General features: G+C 38.1%; 22 protein-coding genes and 2 pseudogenes. 7 read left to right on the forward strand and 17 right to left on the reverse strand.

Annotation, left to right across the window (positions count from 1 at the left end; all coding sequences use genetic code 11):
* Positions 1–300 precede the first annotated feature (300 nt).
* The 3 genes from AB685_RS17250 to AB685_RS31375 are packed head-to-tail and all read right to left on the reverse strand — an operon-like array spanning position 301 to position 2,066.
* Positions 301–864 (reverse strand): flavodoxin family protein, encoded by a 564-nt coding sequence (locus AB685_RS17250; RefSeq protein ID WP_047971846.1) that lies wholly within the window; start codon positions 862–864, stop codon positions 301–303.
* A complete protein-coding gene (locus tag AB685_RS17255) occupies positions 865–1,863 on the reverse strand; it encodes an MFS transporter (protein ID WP_157860736.1) in 999 nt (332 codons plus the stop codon). It abuts the gene before it with no gap.
* A complete protein-coding gene (locus tag AB685_RS31375) occupies positions 1,836–2,066 on the reverse strand; it encodes a hypothetical protein (protein ID WP_198530534.1) in 231 nt (76 codons plus the stop codon). The genes AB685_RS17255 and AB685_RS31375 overlap by 28 nt, the downstream gene beginning before the upstream one ends.
* 127 nt (positions 2,067–2,193) lie before the next feature.
* On the opposite strand from AB685_RS31375, the pseudogene AB685_RS17260 reads away from it, so the two are divergent.
* A pseudogene (locus AB685_RS17260) lies at positions 2,194–3,080 on the forward strand (LysR family transcriptional regulator).
* A 324-nt stretch (positions 3,081–3,404) separates the two neighbouring features.
* Here AB685_RS17260 and AB685_RS32145 read toward each other — a convergent pair.
* Positions 3,405–3,500: pseudogene (locus AB685_RS32145) on the reverse strand (GNAT family N-acetyltransferase); the annotation flags it as partial.
* A gap of 114 nt (positions 3,501–3,614) precedes the next feature.
* Between AB685_RS32145 and AB685_RS17265 the strand changes: the two are divergent.
* Positions 3,615–4,187: a hypothetical protein gene (locus tag AB685_RS17265; RefSeq protein WP_047971847.1), complete on the forward strand. Its 573-nt coding sequence runs from the start codon at positions 3,615–3,617 to the stop codon at positions 4,185–4,187.
* 236 nt (positions 4,188–4,423) lie between these two features.
* Here AB685_RS17265 and AB685_RS17270 read toward each other — a convergent pair whose 3' ends face one another.
* The 7 genes from AB685_RS17270 to AB685_RS31750 form a co-directional block, all read right to left on the reverse strand.
* Positions 4,424–4,777 (reverse strand): YciI family protein, encoded by a 354-nt coding sequence (locus AB685_RS17270; RefSeq protein WP_047971848.1) that lies wholly within the window; start codon positions 4,775–4,777, stop codon positions 4,424–4,426.
* An 83-nt stretch (positions 4,778–4,860) separates the two neighbouring features.
* Positions 4,861–5,316: a RidA family protein gene (locus AB685_RS17275; protein WP_047971849.1), complete on the reverse strand. Its 456-nt coding sequence runs from the start codon at positions 5,314–5,316 to the stop codon at positions 4,861–4,863.
* Positions 5,317–5,359: 43 nt separating this feature from the next.
* Positions 5,360–6,913, reverse strand: a complete 1,554-nt coding sequence (locus AB685_RS17280) for a YndJ family protein (protein ID WP_047971850.1) — start codon at positions 6,911–6,913, stop codon at positions 5,360–5,362.
* Entirely contained in the window at positions 6,882–7,493 is a 612-nt protein-coding gene (locus tag AB685_RS17285) for a DUF4166 domain-containing protein (RefSeq protein ID WP_047971851.1), read from the reverse strand. Before AB685_RS17285 ends, AB685_RS17280 begins: the two co-directional genes overlap by 32 nt.
* A complete protein-coding gene (locus AB685_RS17290) occupies positions 7,490–8,410 on the reverse strand; it encodes a DoxX-like family protein (RefSeq protein ID WP_047971852.1) in 921 nt (306 codons plus the stop codon). Before AB685_RS17290 ends, AB685_RS17285 begins: the two co-directional genes overlap by 4 nt.
* A 261-nt stretch (positions 8,411–8,671) precedes the next feature.
* Positions 8,672–8,932 (reverse strand): spore coat protein, encoded by a 261-nt coding sequence (locus AB685_RS30460; RefSeq protein WP_128755894.1) that lies wholly within the window; start codon positions 8,930–8,932, stop codon positions 8,672–8,674.
* Between the two features lie 146 nt (positions 8,933–9,078).
* Complete coding sequence (locus AB685_RS31750; protein ID WP_198530535.1) at positions 9,079–9,228, reverse strand: hypothetical protein; 150 nt, start codon at positions 9,226–9,228, stop codon at positions 9,079–9,081.
* A gap of 815 nt (positions 9,229–10,043) precedes the next feature.
* On the opposite strand from AB685_RS31750, the gene AB685_RS17305 reads away from it, so the two are divergent.
* The 3 genes from AB685_RS17305 to AB685_RS17315 all read left to right on the forward strand — a co-directional run bounded on the left by AB685_RS17305 (position 10,044) and on the right by AB685_RS17315 (position 11,939).
* Positions 10,044–10,853, forward strand: a complete 810-nt coding sequence (locus tag AB685_RS17305; protein ID WP_047971855.1) for an alpha/beta hydrolase — start codon at positions 10,044–10,046, stop codon at positions 10,851–10,853.
* Positions 10,854–10,895: 42 nt separating this feature from the next.
* On the forward strand, positions 10,896–11,456 hold the full coding sequence (locus AB685_RS17310) for an AAA family ATPase (protein WP_047971856.1): 561 nt from the start codon (positions 10,896–10,898) through the stop codon (positions 11,454–11,456).
* A gap of 300 nt (positions 11,457–11,756) precedes the next feature.
* Positions 11,757–11,939 carry a hypothetical protein gene (locus tag AB685_RS17315; RefSeq protein ID WP_047971857.1) on the forward strand — a complete coding sequence of 61 codons (183 nt, stop codon included), beginning with the start codon at positions 11,757–11,759 and terminating at the stop codon, positions 11,937–11,939.
* Positions 11,940–12,031: 92 nt separating this feature from the next.
* Here the strand turns inward: AB685_RS17315 and AB685_RS17320 are convergent, their stop codons facing one another.
* From AB685_RS17320 to AB685_RS17335, 4 genes are all read right to left on the reverse strand, one after another.
* Positions 12,032–13,390, reverse strand: a complete 1,359-nt coding sequence (locus AB685_RS17320) for a tripartite tricarboxylate transporter permease (protein WP_047971858.1) — start codon at positions 13,388–13,390, stop codon at positions 12,032–12,034.
* The gene (locus tag AB685_RS17325) at positions 13,390–13,668 is read right to left on the reverse strand and encodes a hypothetical protein (protein ID WP_047971859.1); all 279 of its coding nucleotides are present in this window, start codon (positions 13,666–13,668) and stop codon (positions 13,390–13,392) included. Before AB685_RS17325 ends, AB685_RS17320 begins: the two co-directional genes overlap by 1 nt.
* Positions 13,669–13,681: 13 nt before the next feature.
* Positions 13,682–14,944 carry a hydroxymethylglutaryl-CoA reductase, degradative gene (locus tag AB685_RS17330; protein WP_047971860.1) on the reverse strand — a complete coding sequence of 421 codons (1,263 nt, stop codon included), beginning with the start codon at positions 14,942–14,944 and terminating at the stop codon, positions 13,682–13,684.
* Between the two features lie 175 nt (positions 14,945–15,119).
* Positions 15,120–16,490, reverse strand: a complete 1,371-nt coding sequence (locus tag AB685_RS17335) for a sigma 54-interacting transcriptional regulator (RefSeq protein ID WP_082153691.1) — start codon at positions 16,488–16,490, stop codon at positions 15,120–15,122.
* 176 nt (positions 16,491–16,666) lie between these two features.
* Between AB685_RS17335 and AB685_RS17340 the strand changes: the two genes are divergently transcribed.
* Together AB685_RS17340 and AB685_RS17345 are read left to right on the forward strand one after the other, a co-directional pair.
* Complete coding sequence (locus tag AB685_RS17340; protein ID WP_047971862.1) at positions 16,667–17,191, forward strand: RNA polymerase sigma factor; 525 nt, start codon at positions 16,667–16,669, stop codon at positions 17,189–17,191.
* On the forward strand, positions 17,178–18,344 hold the full coding sequence (locus AB685_RS17345) for a hypothetical protein (protein WP_047971863.1): 1,167 nt from the start codon (positions 17,178–17,180) through the stop codon (positions 18,342–18,344). The genes AB685_RS17340 and AB685_RS17345 overlap by 14 nt, the downstream gene beginning before the upstream one ends.
* A 325-nt stretch (positions 18,345–18,669) precedes the next feature.
* On the opposite strand, the gene AB685_RS29820 is transcribed toward AB685_RS17345, so the two are convergent.
* Positions 18,670–19,512 (reverse strand): helix-turn-helix transcriptional regulator, encoded by an 843-nt coding sequence (locus tag AB685_RS29820; RefSeq protein WP_198530536.1) that lies wholly within the window; start codon positions 19,510–19,512, stop codon positions 18,670–18,672.
* Between the two features lie 279 nt (positions 19,513–19,791).
* Positions 19,792–21,531, reverse strand: a complete 1,740-nt coding sequence (locus AB685_RS17355) for an ABC transporter substrate-binding protein (protein ID WP_047971864.1) — start codon at positions 21,529–21,531, stop codon at positions 19,792–19,794.
* Positions 21,532–21,552: the final 21 nt, after the last annotated feature.

The following is a 21,552-nucleotide window of genomic DNA, read 5'->3' on the forward strand; positions in this document are numbered from 1 at the left end:
TCATATTCCTTCCAAACAACAAACACCTTGTCTCAGTTTAGGAAAAAGTGAAATTGGGCTTTCGGGTATGTCATTTAACATCTTGTTAACGAGCAACACTTTGTAAACTCTCTACTATTCGAATATTCGCGAACCTTATTTCGTGAATGCCATCATGTTCAAATTCAAAAATTCGATACCGTAGATACTATTCGATAAAACAACTTCGACTTCCCCACAAAATATTCCTGCCCTGTACTCCATTAAATGGCCCGATTGCTGAACAAAGTTAAAAGAACAATTAGTCTTTACTGTTTTTGATTAATTTTGTATTCTTTTCTCAATTGTGACTAATATTTCATTTATTTTCAGAGCTTTATCTATAGAATTTTTATCTTCTAGAATATCATTTGGTTTGACACCCTCACCTAAGATATAATCTTGAAATTCCAAACCTATAAATCTACAAATATATTTGAATTGCTCGACTAAAGGTACCCCTTTCGTTTGAGGGTCATCTCCACCAACTGCGAGAATATAAGCAGATTTTCTAGACATTTCATCTTTAAAATGAGGATATTTTTCATCTCTCATGACTTGAGACCATCTGTCAATAAACGTTTTCATAATCCCTGACATTCCATACCAATAGATTGGTGTTGCAAATATAAGTACGTCACAATCTAGCATGATTTCAACGAGCTGATTATAATCGTCTTCTACGTCAAGAAATCCCCCTGGTTCATGCCTGCGGTCTTCAATATCTTCTATCTCATAATCTTTTAAAAAAATCTTTCTTACATTCAATCCTTTTATGACATGTTCTGCGAGTAACTCGGTATTCCCAAGATCTCTAGTACTTCCATATATAACACCTATCTTCATTTATATCGCCTCTTTTTTAAGACATATTTTGTTCATATCTTTTGTAATTAAGAAGTGTATAAGTAAGCCAGTTGCCATGAGTCCACTCATACAAAGGAAACCTATACTTGGTGAGAATAGATCAATTAATACACCCATCACACTAGCAAGAATGGCTTGCAGAAGTAATGCAATTCCCATCCAAACGGATAATGCTCTACCCATTAGCGCTTTCGGTACAATTTCCATAAGCATGGTATTCATAATAATCCTTAAAGATGAATTGGAAAACCCGATTAAAAAGCTTCCTATATAAATTAAAATGACTAATTTATTGAGTGAGATAATTAATAAAGTTAAAACGGCTAAAATAAAAATAGAACTGATCGCTTTATTTTCCGAGATCTTTTTTGCAAATGCGGCTGCAATGAATCCTGATGCTAATCCTCCTATACCATAGGCCATATCAGAAAAACCAAAAACAATGGAGTCTGCATTAAGCGTATCGCTTACATAGCCAGGAAGAACAACGTTGTAGATCATTGTACCGACAAGTGGGACAATTGAGACAAGCCCTAATGCGAATGTTACTCTATTGGATCCTAGATAAAATAGTCCTTTTTTAAATGTTGTAAGGTAACTTTCGCCGTTTTTCTCAAGTGGTATCGATGAGTATTTCACAAAAGTAATGAGCAAACTGCTGATTAAAAATATAAATGTATTAATCATAAGGATAGTTTCAAATCCTGCAAATTTATAAATAAATCCTGATGCTGCACCAGCCATAAACATTCCTACTTGCAAACTTATTTCTAAAAAAGAATTGCCTTTAGAAAGGTTATCTTCTTCTACTAATTCCTGTAGTAGACTTCTTGATGCAGACATGTATATACTCCAACCGATCCCATTAATGATAGCAAAAGCATATATGTAACTTAGTTCGAAACCTCCATTCATAAATAATACAGTCAAAATCCCTATAGATAGTGCCCTTAATAAAAAAGTTGCCTGAATAACCATTTTACGGTAAACGTGTCGGTATTCGTACCGGTAAAAGGGGATACTAAAAACCCAGAAATAACGTTTAACGATAACATAATCCCTACTGCACTTAATGAACCTGTCTCCTCCATCAAAAACCAGTTGGCACCAATAGTTGCCATACCGACTCCGAAACCAGAGATAATATCAGCGAGAAAAAAGAAAGAGAAATTTTTCTTCATGATAGACATCTCAACACCTCATTCCTTATTGACTTTCTTATATAAAATACTAAACTAGTAGATACAATCAGTAAAACTGATTATTCAGATCGTTATCATTTGAAAAACCGATCGGAGGAATAGCACATTGGAAATAAAAAAGCTGAAAACCTTTTTAGTTGTGAGTCAAACACTAAATTTTACACATGCAGCAAAAAAGTTAAATTTCGCACAATCTAGTGTAACGTCTCACATAAAAAGTTTAGAAACTGAATTGGAAAGTCTCCTTTTTGAAAGGTTAGGAAAAAAAAAATTTTAACTCCTTCTGGTGAAAAATTAAAAATATATGCAAAAAAAATAATTGATACGCATGATGAAGCAGAGCTTTTAATTAAAGATGGTGATAAAAGTATACTTATAAAAATTGGTGCTCAAGAGAGTCAATGCACCTACAGGCTACCTTCAATATTAAAAGAATTTCAAAAAAATCATCCAAATGTCAAAATTATTTTCAAACCTGCAAACTCTGAAGATATAATAAAGAAACAACTGTTGGAGGGAGAGCTAGATCTAGCAATTTTTACTGATAGAATTAAACAAATCGAGAACTTGGTTATTGAATCACTGATTCAAGATGAACTAGTTTTAGTTGCTTCTCCACAACAGTCTATTAATTTTGACTCTGATGTTTCCTTCGATCAACTTATGGATACACCATTCTTAATGACTGAAAGAGGTTGTTCATATAGACAAGTATTTGAAGAAGTATTAGATCAAAAAAGTAATTTTAATATCAATAAATTAGAATTCGTCAGCATTGAGGCCATAAAACAATGTGCCATTGCAGGGATTGGAATCGGTATTCTACCTCTTATGGTGGTTGAGAAAGAAATTAAAGAGGGAACCTTAGTAAAGATTAAATTCCAAAAGCAATTTCCTCCCATTTTCACTCAACTTGCTTGGCATAAAGACAAATCGTTAAATTCTTTTTTAAAAGCGTTTATCGATCTATCTAATGAACATATTAAAGCTTAAAATAAAATTTATTTTGAAGCCCTTCAGCTTGTAAAAAATCTAAAATCATTAATGAAAAACATTGCAAAATTGTTATTAAGTATTATTATTTGATCGTTAATGAGCTAATTAAGTTCATCGTAGTCTATATTCAATGCCCTTACAAAAGGTGCATATCAATTTCCCCTACCTTGTTAGCTCAATAAGAAAAAGCTGTCTTCACGACAGCTTAGATCCTCAACTCTTGTCTCCTATGAATGAAGAATACGATACCGGACCCAAAAGCAAAGAAAAGACGACTACGAGCCACTATGCTGCACTCGCTTTGCCTATTCCCTTGCCTTAGAATTCCATATCCACCATTATTCTATATACCCAATATCCATCAAGTTCTTCTTGAACAGAATAGTACATTAAAAAGCCAACTACTTTTTCTTCAAACGTAGTATATGACTTATAACAGTCATATCAATCCTAACCAATATTGAGAATATAAAATTACATACAAACAAATAATATCCATATACTTATTTCCTGAAAAAGGTGAATTAACTTATGGCTGCTAATCGTCTTGAGCAATTTGATAAAATAGTGAAAATGGGTAAAGAAGCGCAAAAGGCGCTAAATAATTACTGGATAGATTTTGCACTTTATACTTCATTTGAATACTTTTTAATGGTTTTACTTCTTATCGTGCCTTTAACCTACCTATTTTTTAAAATTGATAAAAACAAAATCTTTTTTATGGGTTTTTTTGGTTACAGCATCCATGTAATATTTGGATATGTTGATACATTTTCAAAGAACTTAGGTTTTTTGAATTATCCTTTTCCAGTTATACCAATAATCCCAGGCTTATCACTTGATTCAAGTTTCATTCCTGTTACTTTTATGCTCGTTTACCAATGGACGTTAAATAGTAAAAAAAATTACTATGTGTATATGATTATTACTTCTGCCATTTTATCATTTGTTTTTAAACCTTTACTTGTAGCTCTCGGGTTATTCAGGCTATATGGAAATACAAATTATTTGTATCTCTTTATTGGATATCTAATTGTAATAACGATTGCTAAGTTCATTACAGATATTTTTTTATGGACAGAAAAAAACTTTAATAAAGGATAAGCACCATTTATAAAGAATTCAAACGAAGGGTCAATCCACCTACGACTATCATCTTCATGGTTCCATACATAAAAATAAAAAGCAGCCTAGGTTGATTCCCAATCATTCCTTGCTGTAAATGGTACCGACATAAACTGAATCCCAAAAAAGCCCATCGCATTTGACATACTACAAGGACTCAAGGCATCTGAAAATACCAATCTATTCCCAGAAGAAAATATAATTACCACTTGGCCTCACTCAAACACTTGACGCAATTCAATCTGCCCTTCTCCATAACCTTGTGGGTCCGGCATCCGCATGGCCCACTTGACTGCCTCTTCCCTTGACTCCACATCGATTAAAATGAACCCGGCAACCAATTCGTTCGTTTCCGTAAATGGACCCTCCGTAACAACCCGCTCCTCCCCTGACTTCGGAAACGAAATGCGAAGCCCATTGGCACTTGGATGAAGTCCTTTAGCCATCACCCTCACGCCTGCCTTCACCAATTCCTCATTGTACCTCGTCATCGCTTCATTCAGCTCAGGGTTCGGGCGATTTCCTGTTTCCGAATTCTTCGAGGCTTTGACAATCAACATAAACAGCATATTAATTTCCTCCCTCAACCTCCAGGCTTTAGACAATTAAAACCTTCTCACAAATTTCTTCAAAGGAAAACTACTTAAAAAGATCATTTCGAAAGTTTTTCTACAGCTGCTACAGCTTCGATTTCCACCAATTGATCTTGATATCCTAATACTGTAACTCCAGATAAGGTACTTGGAACATCATGATCGCCAAACTCATTTCTAATTGCCTCCCATGCGATTACTAAATCTGAACGGTTCTGAGAAGCAACAAGTACTCTAGTATAAACAACGTCAGCCAAAGAAGCATCACACTCTTTCAATGCTTCTTTCAAGTTCTCCACACAAATTTTTGCTTGATGCTCATAATTACTTGAATCTGGAACTTTTCCATCTTTATTAAGTGGACAGGCTCCTGCCAGAAATAGCAAATCCATCCCCGAAGGTACTCGACTTGCATATGCGTAATCAACTGGAGCTAAACTCTTAGAATGAATTAATGATATTTTTTTATCTTTTTTAATTCCCTCTTGTTCTGATGGTCCATTCTTCGATAACATATAACAGATCTCCTCCATTTAGTATTTCATTATATTTTCACGTTTATTTTTGAATAATATTGTAATCAATCCTCAAAAATGGCACCCCAAAGATCTTCATTTTATGATAGGCGGTGAGCTCCCCTTCACTTGTCTCCCTAATCAAAAAGTACTCCGATAAGGGCAGCTTGAAAACCGTCTTCCCAACTGCTAAATATATTCCCTGGTCCCCTTCACCTTCACTTGTGAGCACAAGCGAGCCATCCACAGTATGTAGCTGTAATATTCCAATCATAGATGAATAGGGAAGTGGAAGTGCTATATTCATATACGTTGTGCCCTCAGTCTCATGCTGAGAATAGATGGCCACAAATACGGTATTGTTTTTCACCTGACGAATCCAGGCCCGGGGACTTTTTCTTCCATCACGCGCGGGATCAACAGAACGGATTGTAAAGGTCATTTCAGTAGGCTTACTTGAGATCGGCAGGTTTAGTTGCTGCAGTCGGGTACTAATTAATTTGTAGCACCATGCGAAAGGTTTGAACCAAGTCGCCCATTTTACCGAAGCGACTAACTGATAACGTTCTGTCTGCTCATAAAAATGGACGACCGTTTTGGGGATAGATTTTACATCTACAAAATCATGTAAATTTTCCACCAGTCCTGCCCGCGGCTCACCTGCTTCTTTTAGTTCACCCCGTATTTGGCTCACTGGAAAATTCCAGACAGACTGCTTCGAGGTAGGAGGTGCCATCACCCAGCCGAGGACACCTAGCATGCCGAAAATTAAACAATTGAATAAACCATGGAAAATAAGCATAAAGTCGATGCTAACAAACCAGCTTCCAAACGCGCTATTGGCTGCATACAGCAAGGAAAAGACGATGGTGATGCCAAGCGAACTATAAGAGAGCCTTATTAAAAATGCCTGCAATCCGGAAGCAAAACTTGTCCGGAAGGAAAGTACAATCAAGCAATAAATAGCAACTATGTACACAAGGACAGAAAGGAATTCTAATAATGGCCAAAATGTAATCCCAATGGCAACAAGCATCGGACCTGCTAAAATACTGCATACAATGAAGGGATACCATCTGGAATCGTGTAAACGCCCAAAAAACCCTAACGAGACCGGAAATAGAAAGGCTGAGTAATGAAAATGAATAGCTGTTAACCACGTGATTAGCGGACTAAAGCCAGTATCAATTCCCGCAACATACGCAAAGAACCATAGTCCCCCTACAAATAAATACATCATCCCAATATCAATGGATATTTCCGCCCAGTTCGTAAAACCGCGCTTAAAGAATCGCTTTAATCCGTAAAGTGCAACAAAAAACGTGAAAAGCAAATAGATGAAAGCAAGAACCATCTGCCCTGTAGTGGATGTGACCACTTGCAATAGAAGAATAGAGAACATGGCAATCCACGTGAAAATAATATGCTTTCTCTTTACGTTAATCAGTAACTGAAGCATAAGGGGAACAAAAATCAACTGTGCAGCTGTTAGCATTAACAAATAAGGTTCCGCTATCAATAGGCTACTTCCTAGAAAAAAGAACATCCCTGCAAGAGTAATGGGATTAAAGAGACTGCGCTGTAAATTCGCCTTCATAAGCCATCACCCTCCCTACAATGGGGTTTTGTATATTCACTTGAATCGTAAATACTTCCCTGTCCTCATCATAACCTTCCTCCACGGTCACCACTCCTTCTAAAAATCGAAGAATAGGAATCTCCAGTTTTCCTAATACGACGCGCTGAAGTCCGGAGAGAATTTGCATGTGCCCTTCAGGTGTCACCCGTAATGTTAAATCGGAATAAAATAAGCTCGGCTCCCCTAAATAATCCTTCACTACGCCCCGTTTTGGATCAATGGTCATGAACGCATTAAATTTCCGCGTCACCTTTTCAAAATTAAAAGACCGCTCCCAATATATTTCTGCCTCCCCATTTGGCAATGTTCGGCAAGTATTTTTTATCGTAAAAGGCACATTCTCTCCACTTTCGGGGAAAAGAAATTGCCAGCGCGTTGCTAGTGTTAAAAAAGGCTTTAGCCAGCTCGCACCTGCTTCAATCTTTGTCATCGTTCCAACCCCAGAGAACGGTTTATCAACAGAAAGGGAATACCGGGCTTGTAGCTTCGGGTGAAGTTTTTGAAAATCCTCCCCTAAGAGCTCTTGGTAGATTGTCACTGGGAATCCCCCTTTCTTTTGCGCTTGCAACTTGCTGCAGTTGGTACATCCTTCGCTAGTAAGAAACCAATGAGGGAAAGAACCCATAGACTTGCATTAAACGTGACAGGATTAAATGGATGCGTAGCGATTGTCGAACTAGCAATCAAGGCACTAACCATTAATACCGGAAAAGCAATTATCTGCAGAGCAAATAAATGTCTTTTTTTACGATAAAGAAGCCAAACCACTCCAAATAAAATCTCGAGGATTCCTATTATTCCTACAGCCTTTGTTGCAGCAGTTCCCTCTACGGACGTTAAACTTGCTAACATCGCCACTTCCTCAGGATGCTGAGCGATTATCTTCGGAACTAGCCCTTGGTACAACCAAACAAAGAAAAAGAGCATCGTCATGGCTACGGTACTAAAGAACCGCACATATTGTGTCCGCGGTGTCTCTCCTTTCTCCACCCAGCGCTTCAATACATCAAAGCTTAACGCAGTTCCCCAACCCATAACAGGACGGAAAAAGAAATCTAATAATCTCCCAAACCATCCATAACGTACATCATAGTCATATTGAGTTAAAAATGTAATTCCGTTAGTAGTCGGTATGTATCGCCAATAGCCCTTCCCTTCGCTTATTGGTGAAATCTTTTGATCAGTACCGAAGTGAAGAGAAGATGTTTTGGAGCCATCCTTCTTATCATGTGTGCCGATACTTTTCCCCCAACCAGCGACTTTCACCCCGCACCCTATATTCGTTTCATATAAAAAGGATTGCGGACTATCTTCTGTTTCCTTTGGTAAATACGTAATAGAAGAAAAACGCAAATCCCACTGTTCATGGAGCTTAGGATTCTGAGTTTTTTCCCATACATCGTCTATTGGAGCCTTAATTGGTATTTCTACATAAATCGGATTAGTTTTCTTCATCGTGTCACCTCTATTTTTGGCGGGTCGTGGGGACAGGCACGCCGGCCCATTTAACTAGTCACCTACCCTACCTCCGCTCTAATGCTATTGACCTCACTCATATACTTGAATCATCGATCAATACCAATTATTTCAAAAGAGAATGATTAACTCAATCTTTTTCTCAGGAATAAAAAAGACACTTACCCTATAAAAGATAAGCGCTGAAATAACGCCATCCTTATTTAAGGATGGCGTTCAATTGTGCAGTACTTTACCCCATTAATAATAAGGATACGGCTGGTATGGATACGGTGGGTATGGATAGTACGGATAGTACGGATATGGTCGCGGTGTTAATAATGCCCCTGCTGCCAATCCTGTTACAAATGGAAGACCAAAACCAAAGCCAAAGCCGGGACGGCCAAATCCTGGACGACCAAATCCTAGACCGGGACGGACACCAAAGCCTGAACCAAATCCCCCTAAACCAAAGCCTGGAATTCTTCGCTGATCCTGACGAAAATTATAGTTTATATTCACTTTTCGCTACACTCCTTAAAGTTCTTTCAAACCATCCTATTCATGAGACATGAGTCTATAAACTTGTACCCAGCAAAATGGGCGAGTCGAGGGGAGGAGGAGTCGAGGAGGCAAGCACTTCGGTCCATTGTAGCTTATTCAAACACTTACATATTCAGTAATTGAATAATTTGGATCATGGAAATCACTATAGGTATTAGGGACAGTATTTTAATCCAACTTTTTTTAGTAAAGTAGCCGATAACTAGCATCACAAGACCAATTATAAGAACCGCAACAATTGTTAAGAATGACATATCCATCCTCCTTATTATTTTTAGTGTAATTTTACACTAAAAATGTAGTATTTACCATTTATTTTTGAATGTTTTTTAACAAACGATTGTTAGAATATCATTATTTCTCCAAATTTTCATAAACAAAAAATGCCCAGAGATTTACACTCTGAGCGGGTTGAGGGGACAGCCACGTTAACCCATTGTCCCAATCACCTTATTTTTCTCGCCTTAGAATATGGCCAATAACTATACATATCAACATTAATCCAATAAATAGGCCCGTATTACTACTATCAATGTTTAAGAACGTAGGTCCAACATAATAATTTAGTATAAAAATGGTTATTGCCATATATAATAGGATTTTGTATATCATCCATACACCCTTCTTTGCTATTGAAAATAAATGATAACTTGAAAGACTGCAAACAAAATCACACTTTGAATAAACGTAATGAAAATGTCTTTTTTCCAAGTATTATTGTGAGGATAGCTGCTAGGAAACCTTTTAAAAGCAAGGAGTATGACCCACCAAACCAAAAATCCATAAATTAAAACATTAAAGTTTTCATAAAACAAACTGACTCCCCCTCTTCCGTGAAATTCCCTTAAGTTCACCTATATTTTAACATATAATTCCATAACAAAAGACCTATAACCTGTCAGAAATATTTTATTTTTCCATTTATTAAAACAAAAATATGGTACATTATGTTAAAAAGATTCAATCTTTTAAGATTGAATGGCCTGCACAACAGGTATTCCACAAACGACCTCTTGGTTAAAAAACTAAAAAACTTAGAAACTTAAAAATAAAGAAAGTAGGGTTACATATGGCTTATTGTAAAGTTCGGCAAGCAGAACTATTTTATGAAGATATAGGGGAAGGCACACCTATCATCATGATCCACGGTTACTCACCAGACCATCGTTTAATGAGTGGTTGCATGGAGCCGGTCTTTGAAAAAAGGAATGGATGGCGCCGCATATATATTGATCTTCCAGGAATGGGCCAATCAAGAAATTATCACGAGATTAGTAGCTCCGACGAAATGCTGAATGCTGTAGTGAATTTTATTCAAACTATTATTCCCGATCAAGATTATGTAGTAGTTGGTGAATCTTATGGTGGTTACATAGCTAGGGGCATCATTCATACACAAATTCAACGAATACTAGGTGCGGCTTTTATTTGCCCGGTTATAAAACCATATGCAAAAGATAGAACCGTTGGGCAGCATCAAATAGTAAAAACAGATAAAAAATTCATTGAAACACTAACACAAAGCGAGTTAGAGGACTTCAGAAGTAATAATGTTGTTCTTGATGAGTCGACTTGGTTAAGGTATAACCAAGAAATATTGAGTGGTGTCCAGATTGCAGATAAACGTTTTCTTGAAAAGGTCCATAAAAACTATGGATTTTCATTTGAGGTGGATCAATCTGACTTTATTAGGCCTAGCTTATTTCTATTGGGAAAACAGGATTCTATTGTCGGATATAAGGACGCGCTTGAATTACAAGAAAAATATCCACGCGGAACTTTTGTAGCATTGGATGGGGCCGGTCACAATCTTCAAATTGAACAACCACTAACTTTTAACGCCTTAGTACATGAATGGTTAGATCGATTGGCAGATTAATTTTTTCACTACAAATCTAATAGACTTATAAGGAGCGATCTCATGAAGTTTGTACACATATTCGGCCCGCAAGCGGTTGGCAAAATGACCGTGGGCCAGGAGTTAGCAAAAATAACGGATTTGAAACTATTTCATAACCATATGACAATTGACTTAGTTGGTCATTTTTTTGATTACAGCACCAAGGAAGCCAAGCGGTTAGTGAATCTGTTTCGGCAGGAAATATTCGAAGAGGTTTCTAAAAGTGATATGTATGGCATGATGTTTACCTATGTCTGGATGTTCGATATGGAGTCGGATTGGGAGTACGTGAGAAATCTATCCAAGCTGTTTGAGTCTAGAGGAGCTACTGTTTACTACGTAGAGTTGGAGGCGGATCTAGACGAGCGCCTGGAGCGAAACAAAACGCCAAACCGACTGGAACATAAGCCGAAAAAGCGAGACCTAGAGTGGTCGGAAAGAGATCTGATGGAGACGCTGGATAAGCATCGGTTGAATTCATTGGATGGGGAGATAACATTTGAGAACTATATTAAAATTGATAATACAGACTTGAGTGCGGGGGAAGTAGCTAGGGTGATTAGGGAGAGGTTTTCTTTTTAGGGGAATGGAGGCGAATTCCTCCACCAACAATTAATCCTATCAATATAATACAAAAATCTTAGTTCAACAAACGTTTGTTTAAATATCGATATTCAGTATAACTCCAAGTAACAAGGGGAATCAAATTGAGGTTTGTTGGTTGTTCCTGCATGTCCCTTACATATTAGTTACACTAAATTGCTCAAGTGACCTCTCCCATTATTTAAGTACTTATTTAATTTTGAAACATATCTAAGCTAACAACCGTAGATAGAGTTAGGTTAACTTTCACATATATACAAGGAAAGGAGATTAGTTGATATGGAAAATAGAAAATGCCTTAAATGTGGATGTACAGAATTTGCAGAAGGAACAGACTATATGCCTATTAGAACCAGCAAATTGGCAATAACAGGAGCAAATAAAATCTATACATTTTGTCTAAGCTGTGGAGAAGTAGATTCCATTCGAATCGAGAATACTACTATTTTTAAAAAAGGTTAAAGAGACTTACTCGAGAACTTGCCCACCAATAAACATCCCATCAAAAAAGATTGAGAGGTTACCTCCCAATCTTTCAAGTGGAATTACGTTTATTACATTCCCATTAACTTCGTTACAATCCAAGGAGCAGCGTATAATACCATGAATTGAATACCATAGTTAATTCCCCAACGGTGTAGGAGACCAGCTACTAGGCCAATTAGGAGTACACCAAAAATGTTGATTAATCCCGCATCCATGAATGCTAGCATAACAACTAAGCCTACAAATAATGCTAACATCGCTTCGTGTGGAACATATTTAAATACAAAAGCACAGATTTGTTGGGAGTATTTGATGGTAACATAGAAAGTAATAGCTAAGGCTACAAATGCTCCAATGATGGTTGCCACCACAATTTCTGATGTACTTAAAATATGATGAATATTGTTTTCAACAGTATATACAGGTGGAGCGTTAAAGAGCGCGTTTGCAGGACCAATGGCCATTGGTGACAATGGTACCCCAATTGCGATCAATGGAATTAGAACTCCTGCTATATATGCAGCGTTTGTTAATCCATCCATACTCGAGATTGCTCTGGAAGCTCGTTTAATTGGATCCTTAATTTTACTTGTTAATGTTTCTCCAATAAATATTGTCATCCCTACTGGGCTCATGAAGAAGGTAATAGATCCAAAAAAGGATGCAATGCTTGCTGAACCAATTTCTTTTTTATCCAATATTTTAAATGGATTTGGGAAGCCTTTCACTTTTTCGGTTTTCATCATTGTGATTTGTTTATTACCTAATGGCTGTAACTTCTCTCTAAAGCTTTTGTTCATTAATTGGAATAAACTATAAATTACAGGACCTATGGTAATTCCAAGGAAGAAGGATACAAAGACGTTTGTACCTTCAGGAACAGCGCCTATTCCCCAATAGAGGTGCCTTAAACCTTGTATTAACAATGCAAAAGGAACAATTAATGCTATAGCTAACCATTTATTCTTACTAATCAAGGCTAAGAAGATGGCTCCAGCAAAGAATAATAGGTTTGCATAATCTTTAATATAGTCACCAATCGGTATGATAGCGCTTGCAAAAAAGATGCTTAATGGTACAGCTACTAGTGTTCCGATTACAGAACCGGAAGCCATTTTTCTGATACTAACATCTGGCCTTCCATGTTGCTTTAACACCATTGCATGGTCGACCATCGGAGCTGACATTACGCCGCCAGGTATTCCAGCGACTGCAACAGGGATGGAGTCCGTTAATTTTTTGGCAACGATAGCAGACATAAAGAATGCTAATACAACCTCTGGCGGAAATCCGGTTAATACTAATACAAGTGTAACAGGGGCTAATACTGCCGTTTCATCGGTCCCTGGAGCGATACCAATCAATGTATAAAGGGATGCAGCGATGATAGCTGCAAGGATCATTTGTAAAATTAGTATTGGATCCATTATTCCTCCTCCCCACTATATGTTATGGTCCTTTTTGGCTTAATAATGATAGTAGAAATAATAAATCCGATTACTCCACCTACAAGACCGAAAACTAGTGGTTTAGGAGGTTCCGCCGGTGCAATTAAGTAGCCACCTAAAGTGGTGACCACACAAATGAAAATCGCTAGGAGCAAATCCTTTATATTGACATTATCTCCCCATATCTCAATCGTTTCTTTCTCTGTTTGTAATTCTGGAGATGTATTACTGCCTACTTCCGGTTTTAAGTTGGACATACGTTCACTCTCCTTATACTTTTTGCAAGTGTGATAAAACTTCTTTCGCAAAGTCTACCCTAACCTTACCAGCTTCAACGATTTTGCCTGCAACAATATCGATGTTTTCACCAGTTGCTCCAGCCATAACAGCGATGTTTTTTGCATGTAGTTTCATATGTCCTTTTTGCACTCCCTCTGTAGAGAGCGCTTTTAAGGCTGTAAGATTTTGAGCCAAACCAACCGACACAATAATTTCTGCTAATTGCCGAGCAGATTCTACGTTCATAATTTTTAAATTTGTTTTTGCTTTAGGGTGCAGTGCAGTCGTGCCTCCTATTATCCCAACAGCTAACGGCAATTCAAGTGTACCTACTAAATGACCGTCCTTATTTTTCTCCCAATGAGATAATGATGTATAATGGCCGTTTCTACTAGCGTAAACATGAGCCCCCGCTTCAATAGCCCGTGTATCATTACCAGTTGCTAATATGACAGCTGAGATTCCGTTCATGATACCCTTGTTATGGGTTGCCGCCCGGTATGGATCGATTGCTGCAAATTCATATGCAGAGACGATTCGATCGACCACTTGTTCTCCACCAATATCGTCTTTATGAATAACACAACGTGTTCGAGCTAACCGTTTGTCTGCAAAGTTGGAAATGATTCTTAAGTTAACATCACCACCCGTTATTTCTTCTATTAATGGGGAAACTTTTTCTGCCATTGTATTTGCAGCATTTGCTCCCATTGCATCTAGTGTATTTACAATCAAGTGAAGAACCAACATCGGTTTATTTTTCTGCCCAATAACACGGGCTTCAATATTTTTTGCTCCTCCACCCAAACTCACCAATATGGGATCTTGCTCATTTGCTAGCCGTAGAATCTCTTCTTTCTTTTCCAACACTTTAAACATTGCACCGTAAGGATCATGACAATCTAAAATTTGAATTTGAGAGAACATGATGGATTCATCCACCGTTGTTTGAAAACCTCCAAATCTTCTTGCCAACCTTGCACCATTGCTTGCTGCTGCAACTACAGAAGATTCCTCTACAGCCATCGGTACTACCGTTTCTCTCTCATTGATAATAAAGTTCATCGCTAACCCAATTGGAATTTCCATAACACCTATTGTGTTTTCAATTAGTAGTTCAGATAAATCCTTCCCCAATGCTCCATGATTTTCATACAAGCTTACGTCCTCTTGTGATAGTCCAACAAAGTTCTTTACCCAGTTTACTCTTTCCTCCATTGTGTACAAATGAAATTTCTCTACTCTTGATTTCATAAGCGCCTCCTTCCTATAATTTTCTTATTGCAAAAACCGTGCCAAGTTATAATCAGTAGGGATATTAGGTTATTGGTCACTTTTTTAAAAATATTCTGCTTATTTGTTCCAAAAAGATACAATGAAAACGCTTGATTGTATCATAACGATACAATCCATTTTAAAAAAATACATCTTAATCAATTTGGTATTCTTTTAATTTTTTATAAAATTTATTTCTACTCATACATAATAGCTTCATTGCTTCGGAACGATTGTATTTTGTAACAATTAGTGCTTCTTTTATTGCGCTTTTTTCAATTTGTGCGAAGTTTTTATACAAGTGTAAATGATCGATTCCATCATGTTCTCCTCTTGGGGAATCTTTGAAATAGGTTGGTAAATTAGCTAACGTAATTCTTCCACTTTTATCACTCATGACCACCGCGTGTTCTACCACATTCTTTAACTCCCTTACATTCCCCGGCCATTCATAGCTAATTAAAAGTCTGGTAACATCTGCATTGAATGATAATTGCTTGTTATATTTAAGCGACAATTCCTCTAAAAACTTAAGGGCTAGTGCCAATATATCTGTTTTCCTTTTTCGTAAAGGGGGTAGCTCAATCGGAAAGACAAATAATCGATAAAAAAGATCTTCACGAAATTCCTTCTTTTTCACCTTATCGTATAGGTTTACATTTGTTGCAGCAATGACACGCACATCGACATCAATGGAAGATTCTCCACCAACTCTCTCAATCTTTTTTTCTTGTAAAACGCGCAATAGCTTCGCCTGTAAACTAGGATTCATGTCACCAACTTCGTCCAGAAAGATGGTCCCCTTATTAGCTAATTCAAACTTCCCTAACTTTCCTCCACGTTTGGAACCAGTAAATGCTCCATCCGCATAGCCGAAAAACTCACTTTCAAGCAAAGACTCTGGTATTGCTGCACAGTTCACTTTAATCAAAGGTCTATTCCTTCGATTACTAGCCTCATGAATAGTATTTGCTACTACCTCTTTTCCTGTACCACTCTCACCAGTAACAAGAACTGTTGTATCTGTGCTTGCTACTTTTTTTATCTTCTCTTTCACCTGAATTATGGAAGGGTGCTCCCCAACCATTGAAGAGAATGCGGAGTCCGAATTTGTTTCTAACCTTTCTTTTAAGTACTCTGTATAGCCCTTTAAATGCTCAATTTCCTGTATTAAATTCCGCACTTCTGTCACATCACGGAACACACTGATAGCCCCAAACAAACTATTATCCTCGTTAAATACCGGCAATATATTAGCTACAACTCTCACACCCGTTTGACTAAAAGTAAACTCTACATTAATTAAAGGCTTCCCACTCCGAGTTACTTTGCTAACATTTGTCCCCGGTTGAATCTCATCTAAATATTTGCCGATTATTTTCTTATTTCTTATTCCTAATATTTGATAATACGATTCATTTACATACACCACTCTCGTAGAAGTATCTATTAAAATAACCCCTTCATGCATATGGTCTAAAACAGTTTTATAGATTAACTCTTTCTTGTCCGTTATCAATTCCAAGGGTATTCCCTCCTTCTTTTTACCTAAATAATAGCATAATTTCCCTTTGAATTTTCACGCTATATTCAAGAGTCTGGCCATTAATGGGTCGACTTAGCTGTCCCCACGATTCTTTTTTTGTAACTTTTCCTCCCGCGGTCCGTTGTAATAGTAAAGAGAAAGAAAGAGGTGGGTGAATGGAGCCATTTTCTAGGAAGCAGCAGATAAATAGTTGGTATGAAAAATACAGCAATGATATTTATAATTATGCTTTTTATATGATTGGGGAACGGGAGCAGGCGTTGGATATTCTGCAGGATACGTTTATTCGTGCTTATAACAACCTGGAAAGTTTTCAAGGTGGACGGGAGAAAAGTTGGTTGTTTCGGATTGCCAGGAACTTGACCATTGATTACATAAGGAAGAAAAAAACGCTAGTAAACTATTTGAGTTTCCTTCCTTTTGGCTTTTCGGATGAAAAGTCAGCAGAAGACATCGCAATATTGAATGAGTCTGAAAAACAACTATATCTGGCAATAAGTAAGATCAAGCCTTCATTCAGGGATGTCATTATTTTACGTAAAATAAAGGAGTTTTCGATTGGAGAGACTGCCGAAATTCTTGGATGCTCTGAGTCGAAGGTCAAGGTTGATTTATTTAGGGCCTTGAAAGTCTTGCGTAAAGAATTGGAGAAGGAGGGATTCAGATATGAAGCAATCTAATAACTTAGATGATGTTAACTTCCAATCCTTAAATCGAAAAATTGTGATGAGTGAGAAGGAACGAAGTAAAACTTTACAGCTAATAAATAATAAAATGGATGCGCCACAGGTCATAAAAAAAATTTCCACTCCACGGAAGTATTATTTTGCATTGGCTTCGGCAGCACTGATATTTATGCTTATTTTAATACCGACGATTCTAAATAATTTGGAGAAGCCAAGCAATATTGTTGTAGCAGAAGAAATTCCTCCTGAAAGGTTAGAGGAGATTCTTGCACCTTATGAATATGATGAAATTCTTCATACAGAAGAAGTAGATGCGGGGGTGGTTGTTTTTTTCACCCAGTACATTAAAAAAGACATTAGGATCGAAGTGCTAAATGCAACTTTCATCAAAAAAACTCAGTACGGTTGGGAAGAGTCCACGGAAGGCGCAGAGCATACTCTTTTAGATAAGGAGGATTTAAGTCATCAGCTAGTTACTACCTCTAGTGAAGAATCATCGCCGTTTCCTTTAGTGTTTGGGAAAGTCATTAACCGGGATATTTCAGAAGTACTTGTGAGGAAGGTTGAAAGTAAACAAGAATATACGGCAGAAAATATCATTTCAGATAGTGGAGAGAAATATTGGTTTGCTTTTGCGGATATAAATCCAGACGAAATGTTTGAAATACATGGGTTAACTAGGGATGGGCAAATTATCTATTCCATTGACACTCTTTATGCAAATGGCGATTCTCCAGTACTGGAAGAAGTAAATCCAAACGCAGCAAATTTCGAGCTGACTGCAGAGGAATTTGAAATTTATCAACTGCTAAAACTGGAATTCGACCCGCAACTACTATTAGGTCTCTCCCCTGTCAGCATTGCGAAACTATTTGTGCAAGCAACGCGCGATGAAGAATGGGAGTTGAAATACGAGCTTTATACGGACCGTGATGACGTGAGGAGAATCGAAAAAGAGGAATACTTTAGAGAAATGGTCTATCCTGACGCAGATATCTTTTTCGGCATACAAGATGGTACCTTTCATGACAACGGGGATGGTTATGGTTATATAAGTTACACTAACATCTATGGGCAAAAGTGGGGCTTTCAGATGATTAAGGAAAAAGACGGTAGCTGGGCGGTGGCGTTTTTGCCGCTTCAGTAGCGGGAAGGGCCGAGGGGACGGGCATGCCGACCCAATAGTGTGAGTGACTCCCTAGCCCACACGCACGCTTCATAGTGATTGTTCCTGAAAACCATATACGGAAAAAACACATGCTTTAAACAAAACATGTGTTTTTTCCGTATATTAGAGGGCTTATGTACCAGCGGCCTCTTCTGTATTATTTCGTTTGCCAAGGTCTAGAATGAAAAGCATTTCCGCTATTTCTTCCGGTGCAAGCGTTCCACCCAAAAGTTTATTTAAGAATTGAATGATGTGTTTTCTATTGTCTTTAACAAGGCGGTCCCCCGAATTCCTCTAGGTGGTTTTACACCCCCATACTTTCTTTCACATATCCATTGAGCAAATCCTGATTGATGAAGGGCAAAATTGGCATGATTTCGTTTAACCCTTTTTCCGAGATTGCCTTCAGTGCAAGGTCGTTTAATACTTGTTTATCCACAAAAGGACAAAGGGGGACAATCGATCGGATCCCTTCTTTTTCAAACCCTTGCTTGGCCAGCGAGGTTACCACTTCTTTTTTTAGAAATGGAGCGATAGCGCTTATTTCCTTCAAGCCCTGCTCTTCATATGCTTTTTCTGCAAAGATTGCCAGCCTGTCCTTACTGATAAATGGCGCAATTGGAGCGATGGATTTGATCCCGTGTTCGTTTAATGAACTTTCCGCGCATTGATCAATGATTTCACCACTGACAAAAGGAGCGATGCGCGCTAATGGTTTAACTCCTTCTTCTTCAAACTTTTTCCTAGCACATCCATCAAGCACTTCCTGACTGATGAATGGGGCAAAGGCTGCCAAATCTTGAATGGTCAGATTTTCTGGTAACCCTTTGAATATCTCATCCGCTTTCTCGGGATCGAGCAGCGGCGCAACATTGGAAAACTCCTCCACCGATGCTTTGAATTCTGTCTGTTCCCCTGCTACGATTTGTTGGATCAAGACACTTCCTTCTTCATGATTTAGTAGTTCATCAATACTTACCTCTAAAATGTTTGCTAATTCTGGTAGCTTTGCGATATCAGGCATCGTCTCGCCACGCTCCCAATTACTAACTGCCTGATAACTTACACCAAGCTGATCCGCCAAATTCATCTGTGTCAGCTTTTTCGCTTTGCGCCAATTTGCAATCTTTACCCCTATGTTTTTCATATTGAACACTTCCATCACCCCTTTGCTTTAGATAGGTTAATTGTAAGATTTTTCTTTCATTATGTATATCAAGTGATGCTTGAGTTGGTGGAAATAATTAGATAGAGATTCTCTGCAGCAAGAAAATCTCAATTTGCAAGGAAGAGTTGGGTATCCAAGAGGTTACCTCTTAATAAAAACCAGCGCAATAATAGCCTGTCCATTCATACATACGGAAAGCCAAGTCCATTAGCTCGGAACTTGGCTTTTATCATCCTGAGAGTATTATTTAAAAAATTTTTAACCTTTCCCCTTAACCCACAAATCCCTATACATCACCCTCCCTGTATTTTTAAGGGAGACACCTTGAATGGATGAGTTGTAGATATTCACTTGCTGAGCACGGTGGTAAAAAAGATGGATGAGCTTGCTCTCGATCACTTTCTTCTCCAGGTCAAGTAGAAGCTGAAGCTGCTCACTGCGATCTGGTGTCTTTTCCACCAATCTTATCGTCTCTTTTATTACCCTTTGGAGCCCACCATCTGCTAGATTGTAAATAAAGGCCTGTGACATTTGAAAAAACCTTACATAGGAGAGCACCTCATCCTCACTGAAGGCAATCCCTCCAATCACCATGTCGACACCTTCGAGAAAGTCATCTTTTGCAAGTTTTTCAATAGGAACAATTTCCGCCTTCACCTGGTATCCTGCTTCCTTAAGCATACTCGTCACCCATGTAAGCTCCCTCTCCACATTGGCTCCCTTTCTAATTTGCGTACCGCAAACAACTAGTGGTTTGTCCAAATGCGGATGCTTTTCTCCACTCTTACCACAAACTGCCGACCCATTTTTTTTCGGGAGAAAACTAGTAGCGGGAACATGATTATCCGTTCCAATACTTTCTATAAGCTCATGTGGGTTTAGCACTTCCATGATAGCCTCTCTCCACTTTTCATCTTGCATAGGTCCATTTCGTCTAAGGTTAAAAGAAAGATAGGTTGCTCCTTTTTCCAGTTTACGAATGCTCGTCTCAGATGCCTGGTCCCTTTTACTTAACCAGAAAGAAAGCTGCATTTGTTCTGGTGAAAGGTCAGGAAGATGAATTATCTCGACTTTATCTAAAAATGGCCGCCCTAGAAAATAGCTTTCATGAACATCCAGCACCATCATAGCTTCATCGTTTCTCACCAACTTAAATGGCCCTGTTCCAAGCGGCATTGTGCGAATATCTGTCTTTCCGTCCTTAGGAAGAATAGCTGCTCGAATACCACTCAAATAATTAAGAAATAAGTAGTTTTCGCATGTTAGATAAAACCGGACGGTATAGGAACCTGTCTTTTCCACTCTCACCACCAATGTTTTTATCCATTCCGATTCCTCTGAATTCATCTGTAACAATCTTTCAAATGTGAAAACCACATCCTCCGCATCGAGTTTTCTGCCATGATGAAAATAAACCCCTTTTCTTAAATAAAATGTCCAAACCAAACCTGACTCATCTACCTCCCATGCATGTGCAAGTCTCGGTTCAAACACATTTTCCATAGGTTTAAAGCTGACAAGCGTATCATAAATCTGATCGGCAATGTGGACATCATGCCGTGAGAGCAAACCATTTGGATCCAGGTTTTTCACAGCTTCATAGTAAGGATAGCGCAGAATATCTTTGTCCTCTTTCGTATCATTTACATAGCCCAGCTGCCCCTCCATCCAATGCAGGAACTCCTCTCTTTTCCCGTTCGAGATTTTACGAAGTGGTTCGAAGGATTGCTTGTATTTTTCTTCTCGAAAAAGCGTTTGTGCCTTCATCAACTCCAAATCTTCCAAGCTCAATAAAAGCCTTAAAATGGAGCGATTGCCCCGACCAGGCTTGACCTCCCATTCAATCCAACCTTGTTCCTTCAGTTCTTTAATAATCTGCTTTGTGTACCGTTTGGAGCAAAAAAGTGCCGTCGACAGCTTCTCGATTGTTGTTGGAATCGGTGTATCAACTAGGTTCAGCTCATCCAACAACCTATTATAATGCTCTAGTATTTTCACGTTCAGCCACTCTCCCCATAA

It is taken from the genome of Bacillus sp. LL01 (assembly GCF_001037965.1).